Source organism: Streptomyces sp. AB3(2024), assembly GCF_041862025.1.
Taxonomy (GTDB): Bacteria; Actinomycetota; Actinomycetes; order Streptomycetales; family Streptomycetaceae; genus Streptomyces.
The window spans coordinates 1-19,722 of the sequence record NZ_JBGWAB010000138.1 but is presented as its reverse complement, the minus strand read 5'-3'; the positions used below and the strand labels follow the sequence as shown (position 1 = coordinate 19,722).

Here is a 19,722-nt window from a genome sequence, read left to right as displayed (position 1 = left end):
GTGCGCACCGGCCGCCGGATCGGCGTGGCAGCGCTGGGGCTGGCGCTGGCGGTGCCGGCCGCGCTGCCCGCGCTCGGCGGCGGGGTGCTCGGCAGCCCCGGTGAGGACTCCGCCACGGCGGGCGGCGGGGGCACGATCTCCGCGGTGAACCCCCTGGTGTCGCTCCAGTCCAGCCTGAACGCCCAGGACAACCGGGTGGTGCTCAAGTACCGCACGGACAGCCCGCAGCTGGGCGAGCAGTACCTGCGGATCCTGGCGCTCGACGAGTTCAACGGGGTCAAGTGGGAGGCCTCCGGGCGCCCCCTGACCGACGTGCCGGAGCGGCTGCCGAACCCCGCGGGGCTGAGCGAACGGGTCCGCGAGGGCGCGGCCGAGATCCGCACCACCGTCTCGGCGGCGGAGACGTACGCCCAGCGCTACCTGCCGATGCCGTACCCGGCGACGCAGGTGGACATCGCCGGGAAGTGGCGGTACGAGCCGGTCGGCCGGACCCTGGTCGGCGACCAGCTGGGCAAGGACCGCTTCCAGAACGTGCAGGGCGCGCAGTACACGGTACGGAGCCTGCTGCTGCGGCCGACGGCGGCGCAGCTGCAGTCCGCCCCGGGCCCGAACCCCTTCGTGCAGGCCGAGTACACCAAGGTGCCGGACAACCTGCCGCCGGTGGTGGCGGAGACGGCCCGGCGGGTGACGCAGGGCGCCCAGGACGACTACACCCGGGCCGTCCGGCTGCAGGACTTCTTCGCGGTGAACGGCGGCTTCCGCTACGACACGAAGGTGTCGTCGGGGACGGGTTCGCAGGCCATCGCCCGCTTCCTGCAGGACAAGGAGGGCTTCTGCGTCCACTTCGCCTTCTCGATGGCGGCGATGTCGCGCACGCTGGGCATCCCGGCGCGCGTGGCGGTCGGCTTCACCCCGGGCGAGAAGCAGTCCGACGGCAGCGTGAACGTCTCGATGCGGGACGCGCACGCCTGGCCCGAGCTGTACTTCGAGGGCGTGGGGTGGACCCGGTTCGAGCCGACGCCCCGTTCGGGGATCTCGGTGCCGGACTACAGCCGCGCCGCCGCGCCGCTCCCGCAGCCGTCCGCGCCGTCCGCGCTGCCCTCGCAGTCCTCGGCGGCGCCCTCGGCGGCCCCCTCGCAGAACGACGCCTGCCCGCCGGAGCTGAAGAAGCTCGGCGAGTGCGGGGGCGCGGCGCCGAAGCGGTCCGCCGCTCCGGGCTCCGGAGGCCTCCCGGTGGGCGCGGTCATCGGCTGGGGCGCGGCCGTACTGGTCCTGCTGGGGCTGCCGCTGCTGCCGCTGCTGTGGCGCCGCCGGGTCCGCGGCCGGCGCCTGGCCGGCGGGGACGTGCTCGCCGCCTGGCGGGAGCTCGGTGACGCCGCCTGGGACGTGGGCATCCCGCCCGACGAGGCGCTCTCCCCGCGCCGGGCCGCGGCCCGCGTGGTGCTCCTGGGCCGGCTGGACGGGGACGCCGCGCAGGCGGTGCACCGGGTCGCGGATGCGGTGGAGCGGGCGCTGTACGCCCCTCCCGGCGCGGAGGCCTCCGCTCCGGGGCCGGCCGGCGACGTCCTCCTGGCCCGCGCCGCGCTGCTGGCGTCCGAGACCCGTCCGGGCCGGCTGCGGGCGCTCCTGCTCCCCCGCTCGGCGGCCCGCGTCTCCTGGGCCCTCTCGGCCAGGCTGGCCGCGTTCTCGGCCCGTGCCTCGGCCCTCTCCGCCCGCTTCCGCCTCCCCCTGCGCCACCGCGGCTGAAGCCGGCCGCGGCTTGCGCGGTTTCCGCGGCTTGCACGGCGGCGCGGAAGGACGGAAGGACGGCAAAACGCCGGTGGGGGGGGGGGGGGGGGGGGGGGGGGCGCGGCCCGCGCCCGCCGCCGCCCGCCCGGCCGGCCCGCGCCCCCCGCCCCCCCCCCCCCCCCCCCCCCCCCCCCCCCCCCCCCCCCCCCCCCCGGCGTTTCCCGTTACCGGGTCCCCCCACACTCCCGGCCAGGGCCCCGGTCCGCTCCGCGGCCCCGTGTCCGCGGTGCGGGCCGTGCGCCCCGTCCGATGCCCCCAGTCTGCTGTCCGCGCAGGTGGGAGCCATCCGTACGCGTACTCATCTGTGCACCTAGGTACGGATACTCAGTTCTACGCCGCCCCGGTCCCCGGAGGGCACCGCCGACCGGGGGTCAGCGGCTCCCGCTGACCCGGCCCCGCAGCAGCAACGACAGCGCCGAGTGGACGTCGTCCAGCGACCGCTCGCTCTGGAAGGCCTGCCAGTCCAGCGCGGCCACCAGCACCATGCCGACCAGTGCGGCGGCCGTCAGCGGCACGTCGATCTCGGTGCTGAGCTCCCCCCGCTCGACGCCCTCGCGCAGCACCGTCTCCACCACGGCCACGGCCTCCTGGCGGACCACCATCAGGGTGGACTGCCAGGCCCGGTTGGTGCGCCACAGCTCGGCGACGTAGAGCTGGGTGAAGGCCGGGTAGCGGTCGATGAAGACCAGTCCCGCCCGGATCATGGCGTCGAGGGCCTCGATCCGGGTGCCGCCGCGCGCCTCGGTCTCCTGGGCCGCGGTGCGCAGCGAGGCGGTCAGCAGACCGACCCCGTGCCGCAGCAGCTCCTCGAAGAGCTCGGTCTTGCTCGCGAAGTTGTAGTAGACGGTGCCCTTGGCCACGCCGGCCCGCTCGGCGATCTCGTCGACCGTGGTCGCGGAGAAACCCTGTTCGGCGATGAGCGTGACGGCGGCTTCGTAGAGCTTCTGCCGGGTGGCCTGGCGGCGTGCGCCGCCGGTGCCCGTACCGGTGCTGCTGCTTTCCATGGCGCTGATTCTCACAGGTCAACAGCCCCCTACAGGCTCAGTTCCGGGTGCAGCCGGTCCATCGTCCACACCTGCTTGCCGCGGGCGGCGAGCGCGGTGAGCGCCAGGGCGCCCACGGTGAAGGCCACCAGGACCCCGCAGCCCTGCCACACCGGGGCGAGGTCGCCGCCGGTGATGAGGCGGCGCAGGCTCTCGACGATGTACGACATCGGCAGGTACGGGTGGATGGCGTTGAAGAAGCCCGGACTGGTCTGGACGGGGTAGGTGCCGCCGGCCGAGGTCAGCTGGAGCATCAGGACGGCCAGCACCAGGATCCGGCCGGCCGCGCCGAACTTGGCGTTGAGCCACTGGACGATCGCCGCGAAACAGCCGGTGACCAGGAACAGGAAGCCGATGGTGAGGGCCGGGCGGGCCATCTCCAGGCCGAGGCCCCAGTGGAGCACCGACATCAGCGCGCCCACCTGCGCGGCGCCGAGGCCCGCCACGGGCAGCCAGCCCGCGAGGGCGATCCGCCAGGGCGAGGCGCCGGCGGCCAGGGCCCGCTTGTTGAGCGGGGCGATCAGCATGTAGGCGACCATCGCGCCGACCCAGAGGGAGAGCGGGATGAAGTACGGGGCGAAGCCGGTGCCGTAGTTGGGCGCCTTGTGCAGGGACTGGTTGGCGAGCTTCACCGGGTCGGCCATGACCTGGGTGCGGGCGTCGCGCTGCTGCTGGTCGTAGTCGGGGATCTTGCCGACGCCGTCGTGCAGGCCGCCGGCGAGGTCGCCGGTGCCGTCGACGAGCTTGAACATGCCGCCGTTCAGGCTGTGCGCGCCGTCGCCGAGCTTGCCGACGCCCTCGCCGAGGGCTCCGGAGCCGCCGGCGGCGGTGCCGATGCCGGTGTGCAGCTGGGCCATGCCGTCGGCGGCCTTGTGGGCGCCGGTGTTGAGGGCGTTGACCTTGGCGACGGCCCCTTCGAGGTCCGAGGAGAGGCCGGGGGCCTTGGCGACGAGCTCGCGGGCCTTGGTCTCCAGGTCGCTCAGCTGGCCGCGGAGCTTGGCGATGTCGCCGTTGCTGTCGCCGACGAGGGTGTTGACGTCCGCGGAGAGCAGGGCGGCCTGGGCGGCGTCGTCCCTGATCTTCTTCTGCCGCTCGCAGAAGCCCGCGGGCAGCTGGGCGTTGGGGACGGCGCAGTACTGGGTGTAGTTGCTGTCGGTGAGGGAGGCGAGCTGCTTGGTGACCGAGGCGGCGGCCGGGGCCTTCTCGGCGAACTTGTCGAGGTGCTTGTTCGTCACCTGGGCGGTGTCGGCGACCAGCTTGGCGGTGTCCGCGAGGTTCTTGGGGTCCTTGACGAACGGACGGGCCTTCTCGGCGGCACCGTTGACCTTGTCGGCGAGGGTCTGGGTGCCGGCGGCGATGTCCTTCGTGCCGCTCTCCAGCTGGCCGGCGGCCGAGTTGAGCTTCTTCAGTCCGGCCGTGAGCTCGCCGTTCTTCTCCTTGGCCGTGTCGAGGCCGTCGGCGAGTTCCTTCGCGCCCTGCTGGGCCTTGCCCGCGCCGTCCTTGAGCTTGTCGGCGCCGTCGGCGGCCTCGGCGGTCTTGTCGTGCAGGTCGGAGAACGAGACGAAGATCTTGTCGAGGAAGCCGCGGGAGGCGTTGGTGGAGGCGGCCGAGCGGACCTCGGAGAAGACGGTGCGGGAGATCGAGCCGACGATGTAGTTGTTGGCGTCGTTCGTGCGGACCTGGAGGGCGCTGGTGGTGGGGTCGGCGCCGCCGCTGGAGGCGATCTTCGCGCTGAAGTCGGCGGGCATGGTGAGGGAGAGGTAGTACTTCCCGTTCTCCAGGCCCTTGGCCGCCTCGGCCTGGCTGACCTCGTGCCAGTCGAAGGTCTTGCTGCTGTGCAGCTTCTTGGTGATCTCACCGCCGGCGTCGAGGCGCTTGCCGTCCACGGTGGTGCCCTGGTCCGCGTTGACGAGGGCGACGGGAACCTTGTCGAGACGGCTGTACGGGTCCCAGAACGACCAGAGGTACAGGGCGCCGTAGAGCAGCGGCAGGAGGAGCAGCGCGACGAGAGCGGCCCGGGGCAGCTTCCCCCGCCCGAACCGCTTCAGCTCAAGCGCGGCCAGTTTCGGCGAGCGCATCGTCCGCCCCCTTCGGGTCTTCGTCGTCGGTGGTCTTGGCGGTGGGCTTCTTGCCGGTGGCGGTCTTCTCGTCGGCGTCCGGGGCCCCGCCGGCCTCGCCTGTGCCGGGCTTGCCGTCGGGCTTGCCGTCCCTCGTGCCGTCCGTGTCGTTGTCCGGGGCCGGACCGGCGGCGGCGTCCGCGTCCGCGGGGGACGCGGGGCCGCCGGACAGGCCCCAGGTGATCTTCGGACCGGCCTCGCGGGCGGCGGCCGGGCGGGCGGGGGCGGTGGGGGCGGCCGTGGCGGGCGCCCCGGGGGCGACCGTACGGAGCACCGTGACGCCCTCCGGGGCCTCGCTGCACACCGCGAGGACGGTGGTCCCCCGGTCGGCGATGGAGCGCAGCAGGGCCCAGGCCTCGGCCCGTTCGGCGTCCGAGAGCTTCAGGTCGAGGTCGTCCAGGGCCAGCAGCCGGGGGCCGCCGAGCAGGGCGACGGCCAGCGAGAGCCGTACGCTCTCCAGCCGCTCCAGGTCGCGCACGGAGGTCCGCGGCCCCTTGGGCAGGGTGGCCGGGTCCAGTCCGACGGCGGCCAGGGCGGCGGCGATGCGGGCCTCGGTCGAGGCGCGGCGCTCGCCGCGCGGGCGCAGCAGGGCCCGCACGGGGCCGTCGTAGCGGCGCTGGAGCAGGGCTCCCTCGCGCAGTTGCTCGGCGACGGTGAGGGCCTGGTCGAGGTCGTTGACCCCGGGGACCGGGCCGAGGGCGGAGATCCGGCGGACCGCGGCCATCTTCTTCGGCAGCCGGTGGCGGCCGATCTCGGCATGGCCCTCGGTGGGCTTCATCCGCCCGGTGAGGGCGAGGAGCAGGCAGGTCCGGCCGCTGCCGGAGGGGCCTTCGAGCGCGATCAGCGAACCGGGCGCCGCGTGGAGGTCCACGCCCCGGAAGACCCAGCCGCGCGGGCCCTTGAGTCCGAAGCCCTCGGCCTTGACGGCCGCGCCGTGCGGGCTGTCCACGCCGTCCCCTTTCTGTCGAATCCGTCGAAGCTTTTGAACTGACCGGTCAGTTCAAAAACTATCAGGTCCAGGCCCAACGGCCGCACCCGAGGGGTGTCTCGGGACGGACCGGAGGAGAAGGCGCAGGTCAGCGCGATTGTCAGTGGGGGCCGTCACGATGGATCCACGGCCACGCGCGCGAGCACGGCCGCCCGCACCACCGCCGAGCACCACGCAACGACAGGAGGTTCGTCATGGCCACACCGTCCCCGTCCCCTGTCCACCCCGTCCCGCGCAGGGCCGCCGCACCACCGGCCGCCCTGGACCTGCTCGCCAAGGCCCACAGCGGCCTGGCCGAGGCGGCCCTGCTGCCCCGGCCCAACGAGCGGTACGCCACCGCCCACCTGGCCGCGCTGCGCGCCGCCGCGGCCGTACTGGCCGCGCGCGGGCGGCCGGAGCCGGCCGGACCGAGGCGGCGGCCCAGGATCCGCAGCGCGTGGGAGGTGCTCCCGGAGATAGCGCCGGAACTGACCGAGTGGAGCGCCCTGTTCGCCTCCGGCGCGGCCCGCAGGGCCCGGGCCGAGGCGGGGATACCGGACGCGGCGAGCTCCCGGGACGCGGACGACCTCGTACGGGAGGCCGGGATGTTCCTGCGGCTGGTGGAGCGGATGCTCGCGCTCCGGCCCCCGGCGCAGCCCCTCCCGCAGCCCCGGCCGGAGCGTCCCCACGCGGGATGACCTGCCCGGTCGGCCGAGGCAATAGGGTGGGGCACGCACCGCTCACCCACCCTTACGCGCCGAGGAGCCATCAGCCGTGTCGGACACTTCCCGCCCCCGCGCCTCCCTCCGCACCGCCGTGGTGTGGGAGGTCCTCAAGGAGGCTCTCGACCGCCGGACGAAGGCGACCGGGCGGGACGTCCTGGACGTGCTGGACACCGGTGGCGGCACCGGGATGTTCGCGGTGCCGCTGGCCCGCCTCGGCCACCGGGTGACCGTGGTCGACCCCAGCCCGAACGCCCTGTTCGGGCTGGAGCGCCGGGTCGCCGAGGCCGGCGTGGCCGACCTGGTGCGCGGGGTCCAGGGCGACGCCCAGGGCCTCCTGGACGTGGTCGAGCGGGACGCGTACGACGTGGTGGTCTGCCACGGGGTGCTGGAGTACGTGGACGACCCGGCCGAGGGCGTGGCCAACACGGTCGCCGCCCTGCGCCCCGGCGGCATCCTCAGCCTGCTCGGCGCCGGGCTCGGCGGGGCCGTCCTCGCCCGCGCCCTGGCCGGCCACTTCACCGAGGCCCGCACCGCCCTGACCGACCCCGCCGGACGCTGGGGCTCCGGCGACCCGGTCCCGCGCCGCTTCACCGCCGAACAGCTCAGCGAGCTGGTCAGCGGGGCCGGCCTGGAGGTCGGCTCGGTCCACGGCGTGCGGATCTTCGCCGACCTGGTGCCCGGCGTCCTGGTCGACACCGAGCCCGGAGCGGTGGAGGCACTGCTGCGACTGGAGGAGGCCGCCGCCGAGCTGCCGGCCTTCCACGCGGTCGCCACCCAGCTGCACGTCCTGGGAGAGAAGCCCGCCTGATCTGCGGCCTTGCGCGAACGGGCTCGGCCGCACACCCTCCGAACCGACGCCGCGCCCCGTATGATCGGAGACACCGGTCGGCATGGCGGAGAACTCATTGGGGAATAAGCGCCTCAGTGACCGCGCTGGCGACGGTACGTTTGACGCATCGTTTCACCGCCACCGCGTTTTCGTTGGCTCAGCGGTTTGCAGAATGTGGCGTAGAGGGCGGGTATCACGGGGGCGATTCCCCGCCTATCCTGAAGGGGACCCCTGGTCGCTGCCCCCCGCGACCGACGGATGAGGAGGACTCCCGTGCCGCTCTCGGAGCACGAGCAGCGAATGCTCGAGCAGATGGAGCGAGCGCTGTACGCCGAAGACCCCAAGTTCGCGACAGCGCTTGAGGGTAGTGGTCTGCGCACGTACACCCGACGACGGGTCTACCAGGCAGTCGCAGGCATTGTGGTGGGTATCGCGCTCCTCATGACCGGTGTGATCTGGCAGGAAGTGCTCTGGATCAGCGTGGTGGGATTCCTCGTCATGCTGGCCTGTACGGTCCTCGTGGTCACCGGTTGGCGCAAGGCACCCAAGCCCGGCGAGCAGCCCGTCTCCGGCAGTACCGGCGGATCGGCCCGCGGCCAGAACCGCCAGCGTCGGTCGATGATGCACCGCATCGAGGAACGGTGGCAGCGCCGCCGTGACGAACAGGGGCAGTAGCCCCGCACGCACTCCACCGGTGAGGGGACTGCCGCCCTGCTGCGGCGGTCCCCTCACCCATTTCGCCCACAGGGCCCGCTGGGGCATGATGCCCGTGTGAGTGTGCTCCCCCTGGTCTTCACCAGCGGCTGGGCCAGCGGGATCAACGCCTACGCCGTGGTCCTCCTGCTCGGCGTCTTCGGCGCGACCGGCATGACCGACGAGGTCCCGGCCGCGCTCCAGCGCACCGACGTCCTGATCGTCGCGGGCGTGCTCTTCCTCTGCGAGGTGGTGGCCGACAAGATCCCGTACGTGGACTCCCTCTGGGACACCGTCCACACCGTGATCCGGCCGCTCTCGGGTGCCGTGGTCGGCGCCCTGCTCGCCGGGCAGAGCGGCTCCCTCACCGACATCGCGGCCGGCGCGATCGGCGGCTCCACCGCTCTGGCCAGCCATTTCGTCAAGGCCGGAACCCGGATGGCGGTCAACACCTCGCCGGAGCCCTTCAGCAACATCGCGGTCAGCATCGCCGAGGACCTCGGGGTGGCCGGCCTCGTCACCTTCGCCGTTTTCAACCCGTGGGCCGCCGCGGCCGTCACCGCCGTCCTGCTGGCCCTCGGCCTGGCCCTGGTGGTCTACCTGTGGAGCCGCATCCGCCGCTTCCGCCGCCGCCGTGCCGGGCGCCGGGAGGAGAAACGCCTGGCGGCCGAGGCCCGCGCGGCCACCGGCACCCCGCTCCCCTGACGCCGGGGGCACCACCGGTCCGATGCCCTGACCTCGCTCGATAGGCTCAGCGGCATGGCGAGAATTGCGGTGATCGGCGCCGGCATGGGCGCGATGGCGACGGCGGCCCGGCTGGCCGTGGCGGGGCACCGGGTGACGGTGTACGAGCGGGGGGACTCCTACGGCGGATCGGTGGGCCGGTACGAGCAGGACGGCTTCTCCTTCGACACCGGCCCCGGGCTGCTGCACCTGCCCGCCGTCTACCGCGACCTGTTCGTGAAGACCGGCAAGCGGCCCCTGGAGGACCTCGTCGACATGGTCCAGCTGGACCCGGCCGTCCGCCACGTCCTGGGCGACACCACCGTCACCCTGCCGGGCGCCTCGCGCGGCGGGGTAGCGGCCGCCCTCGACGGGGCCTTCGGGAAGGGCGCGGGAGAGCGCTGGAACGCCGTCCTGGGGCGCGCCCGCGACACCTGGGACGCCACCCGTCGCCCCCTGCTGGAGGAGCCCCTGCGCCCCGACTGGCAGGTCCTGGGCCGCGACCCCTATCCGGCGCTCCGCGGCAGCGGCCTGCTGCGCCGCCGCTCGCCCTCGCTGGCGGAGGTGGCCTCGCGCGAGCTGGGCGGCCACCTCGGGGAGCTGCTGGCCGGCCGGGTGCGGGCGTACGGGCTGGACCCGGACGCCGCTCCCGCCTCGGCGGCCGCGCTGCCGTACATGGAGCAGACCTTCGGCAGCTGGTACGTCCGGGGTGGCATGCGCGAGCTGGCCACCGCGGTGTACGAGCGCTGCCTGGAGCGGAAGGTCACTTTCGCCTTCGCCACCCCGGTGCGGGAGGTCCTGGCGCGGGGCGGCCGGGCGGCCGGGGTGCTGCTGGGCGACGGCACCGAGGCGCCCGCCGACTCCGTCGTCTGCGGTATCGACCCGCGGCGGCTGCCCGCCAAGTCCGTGTCCTGGCCGCACGGCGGCGCTCCGGCCCGCGGGGACGGGGTGCCCGCACGGCTGACCCTGCTGCTGGCCCTGCGCGGCGCCCGCCCGGCCGACGCCGTCCACCGCACCCTGGTGCACTCCCCCGGGCTGGACGTGACCGTGCTGCGCCCGGACGACCCGGCCACCCGGCCCGACGCCGACCACGAGGCGGTCACCGTGACCGCCGTGTGCGGCCCCGCCGGCGGGGCTCCGGTCCCGGACCCCGAGGAACTGCTGGACCTCGCCGCGCGGGCCGTCCCGGGGCTGCGCTCACGGATGCTGTGGATGCGGGTGCGCACCCCGAAGGACGTGGAGGCGGCCACCGGCGCGCTCGGCGGTTCGGTGCCCCCGCCCGCCCTCGCCGGAGCCGGCGGGCGGCTGCTGTACCCGGCGAACACGACGGCTCTGCCGGGGCTGTACCTGGCGGGCGGCTGGGCCCACCCCGGCGGCGGGCTGGCGCACGCCGGGATGACCGGGGCCCTGGTGGCCGGGCTGATCGTGGAGGGGTCGGAGTTCCGCGGCTCCCAGTGAGCCCCGGCGCCCCGCGTCAGTAGCGGTACTGCCCCTGGTCGCCGTTGCCGTGGGCGTTGCCGTTGTTCTGGTACGGGTAGCCCTGCGGGTCCTGCTCCGGGTAGGGCTGCTGCTGGTTGTCCGTGGCGCGCTGCTGCGGCACCCAGACCCCGCCGGGCGGGGTGTCCGTGGAGTACTGCTGCGCGGGGTCGGGGTACGCCGGGTAGGCGGTGTAGGCCGTGTAGTCGGGGTAGTTGTCGGGGGCCGGCCCGGTGACCGCGCCGCCGGTGCCGATGTACGGGTCCGAGTAGGCGGCGTAGACCTGCTGTTCACCCGCCGGGTAGCCGGTGTAGTCGTAGCCGCCCTGGCCCTGTCCGGGGTCGTAGGAGGCCGCGTACGGCTGGGCGTCCTGTTGGGCGCCGGCGAAGGGCGAGGCGAACGGAGCGGTGGCGTCCGGCCGGTCCGGGGCGAAACTCTGTATCCCGTACGAGCCCGTCTCCTCGGGCACCGGCTGCGGGGTGAACACCTCGTCGCCGGAGCCGGAGCCGGGGCCGGGGCCCGCGTCCGCGGAGGTGCCGTCCGGGCCCTGGGATCCGTACTCCAGGTCGCTGACCTTGAGCTCCGGTGCCGGGCGCGGCGCTCCGCCGCTCCGGCGCCTGCCGCGCTCCTGCCGTACGGGCTCACCGCCGCGGCGCAGCGCCCAGCCGGCCACGAAGCCCTTGCGGAAGGACAGCGTCACCAGGGTCTGGCCGACGGCGAAGGCGGTCGCGCCCGCGGCGATGACGAGGACGGAGGGCAGCACCACCCCGGCCACCACGCCGAGGAACCCCGCGAAGGCGAGCAGGCGCCAGCGGAGCCGGGCCTTGTACTGCATCAGGACCTCGGCTAGCAGCCACAACGCGACGATGCCGAACGCGATGTAGAGGACCGTCATTCCCATGCAAGGCCCCTCTCGGTACGGCCGTCGGCGCGGGAACGGGGACGGCCGCTCAGGCCCGCTGGTGCAGGCCCAGGTTCTCGTAGATTTCGAGGGTCGCCGTGGAATTGTTCAGCGTGATGAAGTGCAGCCCCGGGACACCCTCGGACAGCAGCCGCGCGCAGAACTCCGTGGCGAACTCGATGCCAATGGAGCGTACAGCGGCCGGATCGTCCTTGACGGCGAGCATGCGCTCTTTCACATCCGCGGGGAAGACCGCGGTGCTCAGTTGCGGCAGCCGGTCGAGCTGCTTGATGCCCACAACAGGCATGACCTCGGGGATGATCGGGGTCTCGCAGCCCGCCTTGGCGACGCTGTCGCGCAGCCGCAGATAATTCTCGGGATCGAAGAACATCTGGGTGATGGCGTAGTCGGCGCCCGCACGGCACTTGTCCACGAAGTGCCGGATGTCCGTGTCCCAGTCCTGCGAACGGGGGTGCATCTCGGGGAAGGCCGCCACGCCCACGCAGAAGTCGCCGGACTCCTTGAGCAGGCGCACCAGGTCGGCGGCGTAGTCCACGCCCTCGGGGTGCTTGACCCAGGGGCCCATGGGGTCGCCCGGCGGGTCGCCTCGCAGGGCGAGCATGTTGCGGATGCCGACGTCCGCGAACTGGCCGATGACGTGGCGCAGCTCGGCGACGGAGTGGTCGACGGCGGTCAGGTGCGCGACGGGGGTCAGGGTGGTGTCGGCGGCGATCTGCTCGGTGGCGCGGACGGTGCCGCCCCGGGTGGAGCCGCCGGCTCCGTAGGTGACCGAGACGAAGCTCGGGGAGACCGCCTCGATGCGGCGCAGGGCGTTCCAGAGGTTGCGCTCGCCCTTCTCGGTCTTCGGGGCCCAGAACTCGAAGGAGTACGAGCGCCCGGACGCGAGGAGGTCGCGGACCGTGTGCGCACGGTCCGACCAGGTGGAAGCGGTACCAGTGGCCATACCGGCAGGTTAGACGCGCGCTCGCGGACTCCGAAGCGCTGTCCATCCATTGGACACGTTTTTGGACACTAGACCAGTCGGGCGCGGATCCGCTTGGAGAGTTCGTGGGCGGCGGCGTGGGGATCGGCCGCCTCGGTGATGGCGCGGACGACCACGACGCGGGTGGCTCCGGCGTCCAGCACCTCGTCCAGGTTGGCGGCGTCGATGCCGCCGATGGCGAACCAGGGGCGGTCCTGGCCGAGGGAGGCCGTGTACCGGACGAGGTCGAGGCCGGGGGCGTGGCGGCCGGGCTTGGTGGGGGTGGGCCAGCAGGGTCCGGTGCAGAAGTAGTCCACACCGGGCTCGGCGACGGCGGCGTCGACCTCGGACTCGGCGTGGCAGGAGCGGCCGATCAGGACGCGGTCGGCAAGGATGGCGCGGGCGGCGGGGACGGGGATGTCCCCCTGGCCGAGGTGCAGGACGTCGGAGCCGATGGCGTGGGCGACGTCGGCGCGGTCGTTGACGGCGAGGAGCTTGCCGTGACGGCGGGCGGCTTCGGCGAAGACCCGGAGGTGTTCGAGCTCCTCGCCCGCCTCCATGCCCTTGTCGCGGAGCTGGACGATGTCGACGCCGCCGGACAGGGCCGCGTCGAGGAACTCGGGGAGGTCGCCCTGCCGCTTGCGGGCGTCCGTGCACAGGTAGAGCCGGGCGTCGGACAGCTGCTGCATGGGTGTACCCCCGTGTGGTGGCGGGGGGGGGGGGGGGGGGGGGGGGGGGGGGGCCCCCCCCCCCCACCCCCACACCACCCCCCCACCCCCCCCCCCGCCCCCCCCCCACACCTGTGGATCAGCCGGTCAGAGGGCGAGCGCCTGGGCGCGTCGCTTCACCTCCGTGCCGCGATTCTCGCTCAGCGCCTGAGCGGGGGTGCCCGGCAGGGTGGGGTCGGCGGTGAACATCCACTCCAGGATCTCCTCGTCGGAGAAGCCGTCGTCGCGCAGCACGGTCAGCAGGCCGACCAGGCCCTTGACGATCTTGTCGCCGTCGATGAAGGGGGCGGGCACCTGGAGGGAACGGTTCTCGCCGCGGCGCACGGCGAGCAGCTGACCTTCCTTGACCAGCTGGCGGACCCGGGTCACTTCGATGTCGAGCATCTCCGCGATGTCGGGGAGGTACAGCCAGGCGGGGACAAGGGCATCGATCTTTGCGTCAATCTCGGTCACGGGGACAAGCCTGCCATCTCGGGCCGACAGCCGGTACCCGAGCCACCCCGTCCGGGGACGGGGCGGGCCGGGCACGGGTTCCGCGCGGGGCCCGCAGGAGGTCCGCAGGGAGGTCCGCAAGAGGTCCGGCGCGGCGGGTCGGGACCGGGCGGAGCGGCGGTGGAGGGACGGCGGAGGCGCCCGGGAACACGTGCCGGCGAGGCCGTCCGGGCCCTGCGGGGGCCCGCGTCAGGCGGTGGCGGACTTCAGCGGGACGTCCGGGTCGACGACCCTGTCCGGGTCGACGGGGACGGCCGATTCGATCAGCCTGCGGCCCTGCGCGAGGTCGCGGGGGCGGCCCACGGCCAGGACGGCGACCAGCGCGCCCTCCCGCAGCCAGCACACCGACCAGGCGGCGTCGTCCGGGCCGCCCCGCCAGAGCAGGGTGTCGGCGCCGCCGTGGTGGCCCGCGTACTGCACGAAGCGGCCGAACTGCTCGGACCAGAAGTAAGGGACGGGGTCGTAGGCCTGGACGGGCTCCCCCGCGACGATGTTCGCCGCGACCGCCCGGGGGCCCTGCAGGGCGTTGTCCCAGTGGTGGACCAGCAGCCGGGCCCCGTAGCGGGCGGAGGGGAAGGAGGAGCAGTCGCCCACCGCGTACACCCCGGGCACCGAGGTGCGCAGGTAGGCGTCGGCGGTGACCGAGCCGTCGGGGCCGCGCTCGATCCCGGTGCCGTCCAGCCAGCCCGTGGCGGGCCGGGCGCCGATGCCGACGACCACCGCCCCCGCCGCCAGCTCCCGGCCGTCGGCGAGCCGGACCAGCCCCTCCTCGATCCCGGCCACGGCGGCGCCGGTGATCAGGGTGGCTCCGGCCTCGGCGTACCACCGGGCCATCGGGGCGGCCACCTCGGCGGGCAGGGCCCCGGCCAGCACCCGGTCCGCGGCCTCGACCACCGTGACGGCGCAGCCGGCCCCGCGGGCCGCGGTGGCGAACTCGGCGCCGATCCAGCCGGCCCCGACCACCACGAGGTCGTGGGCCGCCGCCAGGACGGGGCGCAGCCGGGCGGCGTCGTCGAGGGTGCGCAGCAGGTGCACGCCCGGGACGCCGCCGGAGCCGGGCAGGGTCAGCGGTTCGGCTCCGGTGGCCAGGACCAGGACCTCGTAGGGGACGGGCCCGGCCGGGGTGTCGAGCTCGTGCGCCGCGGGCCGTACGCCGGTGACCTCGGTGCCCAGGCGCAGGTCGATGCGGAGTTCCTCGAAGTCCACGTCGAAGGCCACGTCGAAGGCGGCCTCCTCGGCCTTGCCGAGCAGCACCGCCTTGGACAGCGGGGGCCGGTCGTAGGGCTGGTGGGGTTCGGCGCCCAGGAGGGTCACGGGGCCGGTGAAGCCCTGTTCGCGCAGGGCCACGGCGGTCTGCACGCCGGCCATTCCGGCGCCGACGATCACGACACCGGGCTTCGTCTGTTGCGTCTGCTCGCTCACCCGCCCCAGCCTAGTGAACTGACGGCCCGTCAGGAACAGGGGGCGGGGAAGTACGGGCGGGCGCCGGGGAGGCAGCCTTACCCGCCACCCCCGCCGGGGTTACGCTGGCCACCGTACCTATCGCGGGAGTCCGGGCGCACCGGGCTGAGAGGGAGGCTGGCCGGCCTCCGACCGTACGAACCTGATCCGGGTCATGCCGGCGAAGGGAGGGGCTGGACGCCCATGCACTCATCTCGGAAGGGATCCGCCGGAACCGCGGGATCCACCGGATCCGACGTCCTCGTCATCGGGGGCGGGATCATCGGCCTGGTCACCGCCTGGCGGACGGCCCGGCGCGGACTGCGCACCGTACTGGCCGACCCCGACCCCGGCGGGGGCGCCGCCCGGGTCGCGGCGGGCATGCTCGCCGCCGTCACCGAACTGCACTACGGCGAGGAGACCCTGCTCGGGCTCAACGTGGCCTCCGCAGCCCGCTACCCGCAGTTCGCCGCCGAGCTGGCCGAAGCCAGCGGCGGCCTGGACATCGGCTACCGGGCCTGCGGCACGCTCGCCGTCGCCCTCGACGCCGACGACCGCCTCCACCTGCGGGAACTCCACGCCCTGCAGCGTCGCTGCGGCCTGGAGTCGCAGTGGCTCACCGGCCGCGAGTGCCGCCGCCTGGAGCCGATGCTGGCCCCGGGGGTACGCGGGGGGCTGCGCGTCGACGGGGACCACCAGGTGGACCCGCGGCGGCTCGCGGCCGCGCTGCTGGCCGCCTGCGAGCGCGCCGGGGTCGGCGTCCACCGGAAGGCCGCCACCCGGCTGCTGACCGGGGCCGACCGGGCGCTGGGCGCCGTACTGGAGGACGGCACGGAGCTGCGCGCCGACCAGGTCGTGCTCGCGGCGGGCTCCCTGAGCGGGCGGCTGGAGGGGGTGCCGCCGGAGGTGGCGGTGCCGGTGCGGCCGGTGAAGGGCCAAGTGCTGCGGCTGTCGGTGCCGCCGGCGTACGCGCCGTTCCTGTCCCGGACCGTACGGGCCGTCGTGCGCGGCAGCCACGTCTACCTGGTGCCCCGCGAGAACGGCGAGCTGGTCGTCGGAGCCACCAGCGAGGAACTCGGCTGGGACACCACCGTCACCGCGGGCGGGGTGTACGAGCTGCTGCGCGACGCCCACGAGCTGGTCCCCGGGATCACCGAGCTCCCCCTGGTCGAGACCCGGGCCGGACTGCGCCCCGGCTCCCCCGACAACGCGCCGCTGCTGGGCCCGACCGACCTGCCCGGACTGCACCTGGCCACCGGGCACTACCGCAACGGGGTGCTGCTGACCCCGCTCACCGGCGACGTGATGGCGGAGCTCCTGGCCACCGGCACCGTGCCGGAGGTCGCCCGCCCCTTCAGCCCCCGCCGCTTCTCCACCACGCGTCAGGAGTCCTACGCATGACCATCTCCGTCAACGGCGAGCCGCGCGAGGTCGCGGTCGGCACCACCCTCGACGCGGTGGTGGCCACACTGACCCGGGCGCCCAAGGGCGTCGCCGCCGCCCTCAACGAGACCGTCGTCCCGCGCGGCCAGTGGCCGCACACCCCGGTGGGCGACGGCGACCGGGTCGAGGTCCTCACCGCCGTGCAGGGGGGCTGAGCACGATGGCCGACGACCTCTTCACCCTCGGCGGACGGACCTTCTCCTCCCGCCTGATCATGGGGACGGGCGGGGCCCCGAGCCTGGACGTCCTCGAACGCTCCCTGGTCGCCTCCGGCACCGAGCTGACCACGGTGGCCATGCGCCGCCTGGACCCGACGGTGCAGGGCTCGGTCCTGTCCGTCCTCGACCGGCTCGGCATCGCGGTCCTGCCGAACACGGCGGGCTGCTTCACCGCGGGCGAGGCCGTGCTCACCGCCCGGCTGGCGCGGGAGGCCCTCGGCACCGACTGGATCAAGCTGGAGGTCGTCGCCGACGAGCGCACCCTCCTGCCCGACGGCGTCGAGCTGCTGGACGCCGCCGAGGTCCTGGTCGACGAGGGCTTCACCGTCCTGCCGTACACCAACGACGACCCCGTCCTCGCGCGGAAGCTGGAGGACGTGGGCTGCGCGGCGATCATGCCGCTGGGCTCCCCCATCGGTTCGGGGCTCGGCATCCGCAACCCGCACAACTTCGAGCTGATCACGGAGCGGGCCGGGGTGCCGGTGATCCTGGACGCCGGGGCCGGCACGGCCTCCGACGCCGCCCTGGCGATGGAGCTCGGCTGCGCGGCGGTGATGCTGGCCTCCGCGGTCACCCGCGCGCAGGCGCCCGTCCTGATGGCGGCCGCCATGCGGGACGCCGTCACGGCGGGACGCCTCGCCTTCCGCGCCGGCCGCATCCCCCAGCGCCGCTTCGCCGAAGCGTCCTCGCCCGTCGAGGGCCGCGCCGCCCTCGACCCGGAGCGACCGGCGTTCTGAGGGGGTGCGGGGGTGGGCGGGCCATCTCCCCCTCGGCCCGCCGTGCCCGGGCGGCGGCTGCCCACCCGCCCCCTGGCCCGCGGGCCGGGGCGGCGGGGAGGGGTGTCCCGAGATGCGAGAGGCGCCGGGCGCTGGCCCGCCGGGCACCCGGCCCTCCAGAGGCCCGGTGCGGAGCCGGGGTGCGGCGACCTGCACGAAACGGCGACCGGACCGTCCTGCGGAGCACCGAAGCGCAACAGATCGCTACGCGCTCCTCAAATCTCAGCGACTGACCGCCGTCCGGGGCCGATCGGTGAGCAGTTGGCGTCCGTCGTGACTTCGGACGTGGGGGCTGTTGCCGTCGAGGGCGTCCAGGAGTCGAATGGCGTAGACCTCCGACATCCGCTCGGTCACCTCCTCCGGGGTGAGCCACTGGACTGCCGTGCTTTCGCCTGAGGGGCGTTCTGTTCCGCCGGAGGGCTTGCAGCGGAAGACCAGGGCCACCACTCCAACCGTGATGTTCTTGTACACGCCGGTGAGCTCGTCCACCTCGACGTGAATGCCGGTTTCCTCCAGTACTTCCCGCCGCACTCCACCCTCGGGGGTTTCCGCCAACTCCAGCACTCCGCCGGGCAGCTCCCAGGTCCCGTTGTCAGCTCGGCGGATGGCCAGCAGTCGGCCGTCATCACGCACCACCACCCCGGCAACCGACACGGAATGGCGTGGCGTTGACTTGTTCGACGCGACGCTGTTACTCATGCACAAGAGCATAGGAGGAAGCGAAGGACCATGGGAGCAGCTATAGGAGTGGGCAAGGCCGTTCCTCGGTACCTGCAAATCGCCGAGGACATCATCCAACAGGTACGTGCCGGCGTCTTGAAGCCGGGAGACCAGGTGCCCAGCGAAGCCGAGATGGCCGAGCGTTACGGAGTCTCGGGCGGGACCGTTCGCAAGGCAATGCTGGAGATCCGCGCCAGCGGTCTTGTGGACACCCGGCACGGCAAGGGCTCATACGTAAGGGACCGGCCGCCGGTCCGCCACCGTTCATCAGATCGTTTCCGTCGTTCGCTTCGACAGGGCGGCAAAGCCGCCTACCTTGCCGAATCGGAGCAGTCGGGCGCTACGGCGAAGGTCAGCGTCATCTACATCGGGCCGATCGAGGCCCCGGAAGCGATTGCTCAGCGACTTGGCGTCGAGGCGGGGACCCAAGTACTCGCACGCCGTCGTTTGTACTTCCGCAATGGCGCTCCTGTGGAAACGGCGACGTCGTACCTGCCGTGGGACGTGGTGCGCGACATCCCGGAACTCTTCGCCGAGAACCCAGGCGACGGTGGCATCTACGCCCGCCTCGAAGAGCACGGCCACACTTTCGCCGAGTTCGTGGAGACCCTGAGGGCGCGACCTGCCGCGAAGGCGGAAGCATCGGAGCTGGCGCTGAGCCCTGGCGCCACCGTGGTTCACCTGCTGAGGAACGCGGTCACGGATGCCGGCCGCGTCGTGGAGGTGTGCGACACCCTCATGGCGGCTGACCAGTTCGTTTTCGAGTTCCGCATCCCCGCATCCGACTGACTGCGTCGCCACCCACGACCCGCTGTGATTTCACCTTCACAGCGGGTTGACTCATATACAGGAGTAGAGGCACTCTCTTCCCGTAGCACTCATATACATGAGTGAAGGAGTTCAGCCTCTTTGGAGGAGTGCCGCATGGGTCAGACTCCCATCCGCTCGGAACTACTCGCCCGCGCCCTCGCCGACTGGGAGCGCTTCATCGACTCCTCCGAGGAGTCGACCGATGGCTGAGCAGTACGAATACGTGCAGCATCGGCTCCTGGGCCGTCGTGTGCGTGACATCGCGTCCGGAACCGAGGGCGAGCTGATGGCCGTGATCAACGAGAACGTCTCGGACAGCGGGGCCGAGCGATGGATGCAGCTCGCCTACATCCGGGACGCGACGGGCCTCGAATTCGCCACGGCAGTCCGCAACATCGTGCCCACCGAGTACCTCGAAGCCTTGGAGAGCCATCTGAGCCGACGGTGGCCCCGGAGTTAGCTCATGCGCATTCGGGCAGGCACCGGCGACCGGCCCCGGACGGCGGTCAGTCGCTGAGACCCGAGGAGCGCGTAGCGATCTGTTGCGCTTCGGCGCTCCGCAGGACGGTCCGGTCGCCGTTTCGTGCGGGGTGCTGTGCCCCGGCTCTGAGCCGGGACTCTGGAGGGCCGGGTGCCCGGCGGGCCAGCGCCCGGCGCCTCTCGCATCTCGGATGCCCGTCCCTCGCGTTCTGGACCGTGCCGTTCTTTTGGGGGTTTCCCGCCAGTCCTTGTCTTTCCGGGGCGGGCCGGTCGGTCAAGGGTGGCCGAAGGCCATCGCGATGCAATGCCGCGTAGTTAAGCGGTGTGGTGGCGGGGCGCGCGGTTTGGGGTGCGGCGTGTCGTGAGACAGC

The 19,722-nt window shown here is 73.5% G+C and carries 20 protein-coding genes and 1 riboswitch; of the genes, 11 read left to right on the top strand and 9 right to left on the bottom strand.

What is annotated here, in order from left to right:
• A partial coding sequence (locus ACEPPI_RS34325) for a DUF3488 and DUF4129 domain-containing transglutaminase family protein (RefSeq protein ID WP_373919169.1) occupies positions 1 to 1,746 on the top strand: 1,746 nt, incomplete at its 5' end.
• Between the two features lie 413 nt (positions 1,747 to 2,159).
• Here the strand turns inward: ACEPPI_RS34325 and ACEPPI_RS34320 are convergent.
• From ACEPPI_RS34320 to ACEPPI_RS34310, 3 genes are read right to left on the bottom strand one after another with little or no spacing between them, the layout of a single operon-like run.
• The gene (locus ACEPPI_RS34320) at positions 2,160 to 2,792 is read right to left on the bottom strand and encodes a TetR/AcrR family transcriptional regulator (protein ID WP_030227994.1); all 633 of its coding nucleotides are present in this window, start codon (positions 2,790 to 2,792) and stop codon (positions 2,160 to 2,162) included.
• Between the two features lie 29 nt (positions 2,793 to 2,821).
• Entirely contained in the window at positions 2,822 to 4,909 is a 2,088-nt protein-coding gene (locus ACEPPI_RS34315; protein ID WP_373919168.1) for a YhgE/Pip family protein, read from the bottom strand.
• Positions 4,881 to 5,897, bottom strand: a complete 1,017-nt coding sequence (locus ACEPPI_RS34310) for an ATP-binding cassette domain-containing protein (protein ID WP_373919167.1) — start codon at positions 5,895 to 5,897, stop codon at positions 4,881 to 4,883. The genes ACEPPI_RS34315 and ACEPPI_RS34310 overlap by 29 nt, the downstream gene beginning before the upstream one ends.
• 233 nt (positions 5,898 to 6,130) lie before the next feature.
• On the opposite strand from ACEPPI_RS34310, the gene ACEPPI_RS34305 reads away from it, so the two are divergent.
• The 5 genes from ACEPPI_RS34305 to ACEPPI_RS34285 all read left to right on the top strand — a co-directional run bounded on the left by ACEPPI_RS34305 (position 6,131) and on the right by ACEPPI_RS34285 (position 10,343).
• Positions 6,131 to 6,613: an SAV_6107 family HEPN domain-containing protein gene (locus ACEPPI_RS34305; RefSeq protein WP_373919166.1), complete on the top strand. Its 483-nt coding sequence runs from the start codon at positions 6,131 to 6,133 to the stop codon at positions 6,611 to 6,613.
• A gap of 76 nt (positions 6,614 to 6,689) precedes the next feature.
• Positions 6,690 to 7,448, top strand: coding sequence for a class I SAM-dependent methyltransferase (locus tag ACEPPI_RS34300; protein ID WP_373919165.1), 759 nt, complete (start codon positions 6,690 to 6,692; stop codon positions 7,446 to 7,448).
• Between the two features lie 294 nt (positions 7,449 to 7,742).
• A complete protein-coding gene (locus ACEPPI_RS34295) occupies positions 7,743 to 8,144 on the top strand; it encodes a DUF3040 domain-containing protein (RefSeq protein WP_030227982.1) in 402 nt (133 codons plus the stop codon).
• A gap of 96 nt (positions 8,145 to 8,240) precedes the next feature.
• Positions 8,241 to 8,867 (top strand): DUF4126 domain-containing protein, encoded by a 627-nt coding sequence (locus ACEPPI_RS34290; protein ID WP_373919164.1) that lies wholly within the window; start codon positions 8,241 to 8,243, stop codon positions 8,865 to 8,867.
• Positions 8,868 to 8,921: 54 nt separating this feature from the next.
• Positions 8,922 to 10,343 (top strand): phytoene desaturase family protein, encoded by a 1,422-nt coding sequence (locus ACEPPI_RS34285; RefSeq protein WP_373919163.1) that lies wholly within the window; start codon positions 8,922 to 8,924, stop codon positions 10,341 to 10,343.
• A 16-nt stretch (positions 10,344 to 10,359) separates the two neighbouring features.
• Here ACEPPI_RS34285 and ACEPPI_RS34280 read toward each other — a convergent pair whose 3' ends face one another.
• The 5 genes from ACEPPI_RS34280 to ACEPPI_RS34260 form a co-directional block, all read right to left on the bottom strand.
• On the bottom strand, positions 10,360 to 11,262 hold the full coding sequence (locus tag ACEPPI_RS34280; RefSeq protein ID WP_373919162.1) for a hypothetical protein: 903 nt from the start codon (positions 11,260 to 11,262) through the stop codon (positions 10,360 to 10,362).
• Positions 11,263 to 11,311: 49 nt separating this feature from the next.
• Positions 11,312 to 12,226, bottom strand: coding sequence for a methylenetetrahydrofolate reductase [NAD(P)H] (gene metF, locus ACEPPI_RS34275; RefSeq protein WP_373919161.1), 915 nt, complete (start codon positions 12,224 to 12,226; stop codon positions 11,312 to 11,314).
• 68 nt (positions 12,227 to 12,294) lie between these two features.
• Entirely contained in the window at positions 12,295 to 12,933 is a 639-nt protein-coding gene (gene thiE, locus ACEPPI_RS34270; protein ID WP_373919160.1) for a thiamine phosphate synthase, read from the bottom strand.
• Positions 12,934 to 13,059: 126 nt separating this feature from the next.
• On the bottom strand, positions 13,060 to 13,425 hold the full coding sequence (locus tag ACEPPI_RS34265; RefSeq protein ID WP_030227969.1) for an Rv2175c family DNA-binding protein: 366 nt from the start codon (positions 13,423 to 13,425) through the stop codon (positions 13,060 to 13,062).
• A gap of 228 nt (positions 13,426 to 13,653) precedes the next feature.
• Positions 13,654 to 14,886, bottom strand: coding sequence for an NAD(P)/FAD-dependent oxidoreductase (locus ACEPPI_RS34260; protein WP_373919159.1), 1,233 nt, complete (start codon positions 14,884 to 14,886; stop codon positions 13,654 to 13,656).
• Between the two features lie 112 nt (positions 14,887 to 14,998).
• Positions 14,999 to 15,111: riboswitch (TPP riboswitch) on the top strand.
• Between ACEPPI_RS34260 and thiO the strand changes: the two genes are divergently transcribed.
• The 3 genes from thiO (at position 15,109) to ACEPPI_RS34245 (ending at position 17,302) form a co-directional block, all read left to right on the top strand.
• Positions 15,109 to 16,305, top strand: coding sequence for a glycine oxidase ThiO (gene thiO, locus ACEPPI_RS34255; RefSeq protein ID WP_373919158.1), 1,197 nt, complete (start codon positions 15,109 to 15,111; stop codon positions 16,303 to 16,305). Its footprint overlaps the riboswitch before it by 3 nt.
• Positions 16,302 to 16,502 carry a sulfur carrier protein ThiS gene (gene thiS, locus ACEPPI_RS34250; protein ID WP_373919157.1) on the top strand — a complete coding sequence of 67 codons (201 nt, stop codon included), beginning with the start codon at positions 16,302 to 16,304 and terminating at the stop codon, positions 16,500 to 16,502. Before thiO ends, thiS begins: the two co-directional genes overlap by 4 nt.
• A 5-nt stretch (positions 16,503 to 16,507) precedes the next feature.
• A complete protein-coding gene (locus tag ACEPPI_RS34245) occupies positions 16,508 to 17,302 on the top strand; it encodes a thiazole synthase (RefSeq protein WP_373919156.1) in 795 nt (264 codons plus the stop codon).
• A gap of 261 nt (positions 17,303 to 17,563) precedes the next feature.
• On the opposite strand, the gene ACEPPI_RS34240 is transcribed toward ACEPPI_RS34245, so the two are convergent.
• Entirely contained in the window at positions 17,564 to 18,052 is a 489-nt protein-coding gene (locus ACEPPI_RS34240) for an NUDIX hydrolase (RefSeq protein ID WP_373919155.1), read from the bottom strand.
• An 18-nt stretch (positions 18,053 to 18,070) separates the two neighbouring features.
• On the opposite strand from ACEPPI_RS34240, the gene ACEPPI_RS34235 reads away from it, so the two are divergent.
• Positions 18,071 to 18,850 carry a GntR family transcriptional regulator gene (locus ACEPPI_RS34235; RefSeq protein WP_373919154.1) on the top strand — a complete coding sequence of 260 codons (780 nt, stop codon included), beginning with the start codon at positions 18,071 to 18,073 and terminating at the stop codon, positions 18,848 to 18,850.
• Positions 18,851 to 19,073: 223 nt separating this feature from the next.
• The gene (locus tag ACEPPI_RS34230; RefSeq protein ID WP_373919153.1) at positions 19,074 to 19,331 is read left to right on the top strand and encodes a hypothetical protein; all 258 of its coding nucleotides are present in this window, start codon (positions 19,074 to 19,076) and stop codon (positions 19,329 to 19,331) included.
• Positions 19,332 to 19,722: the final 391 nt, after the last annotated feature.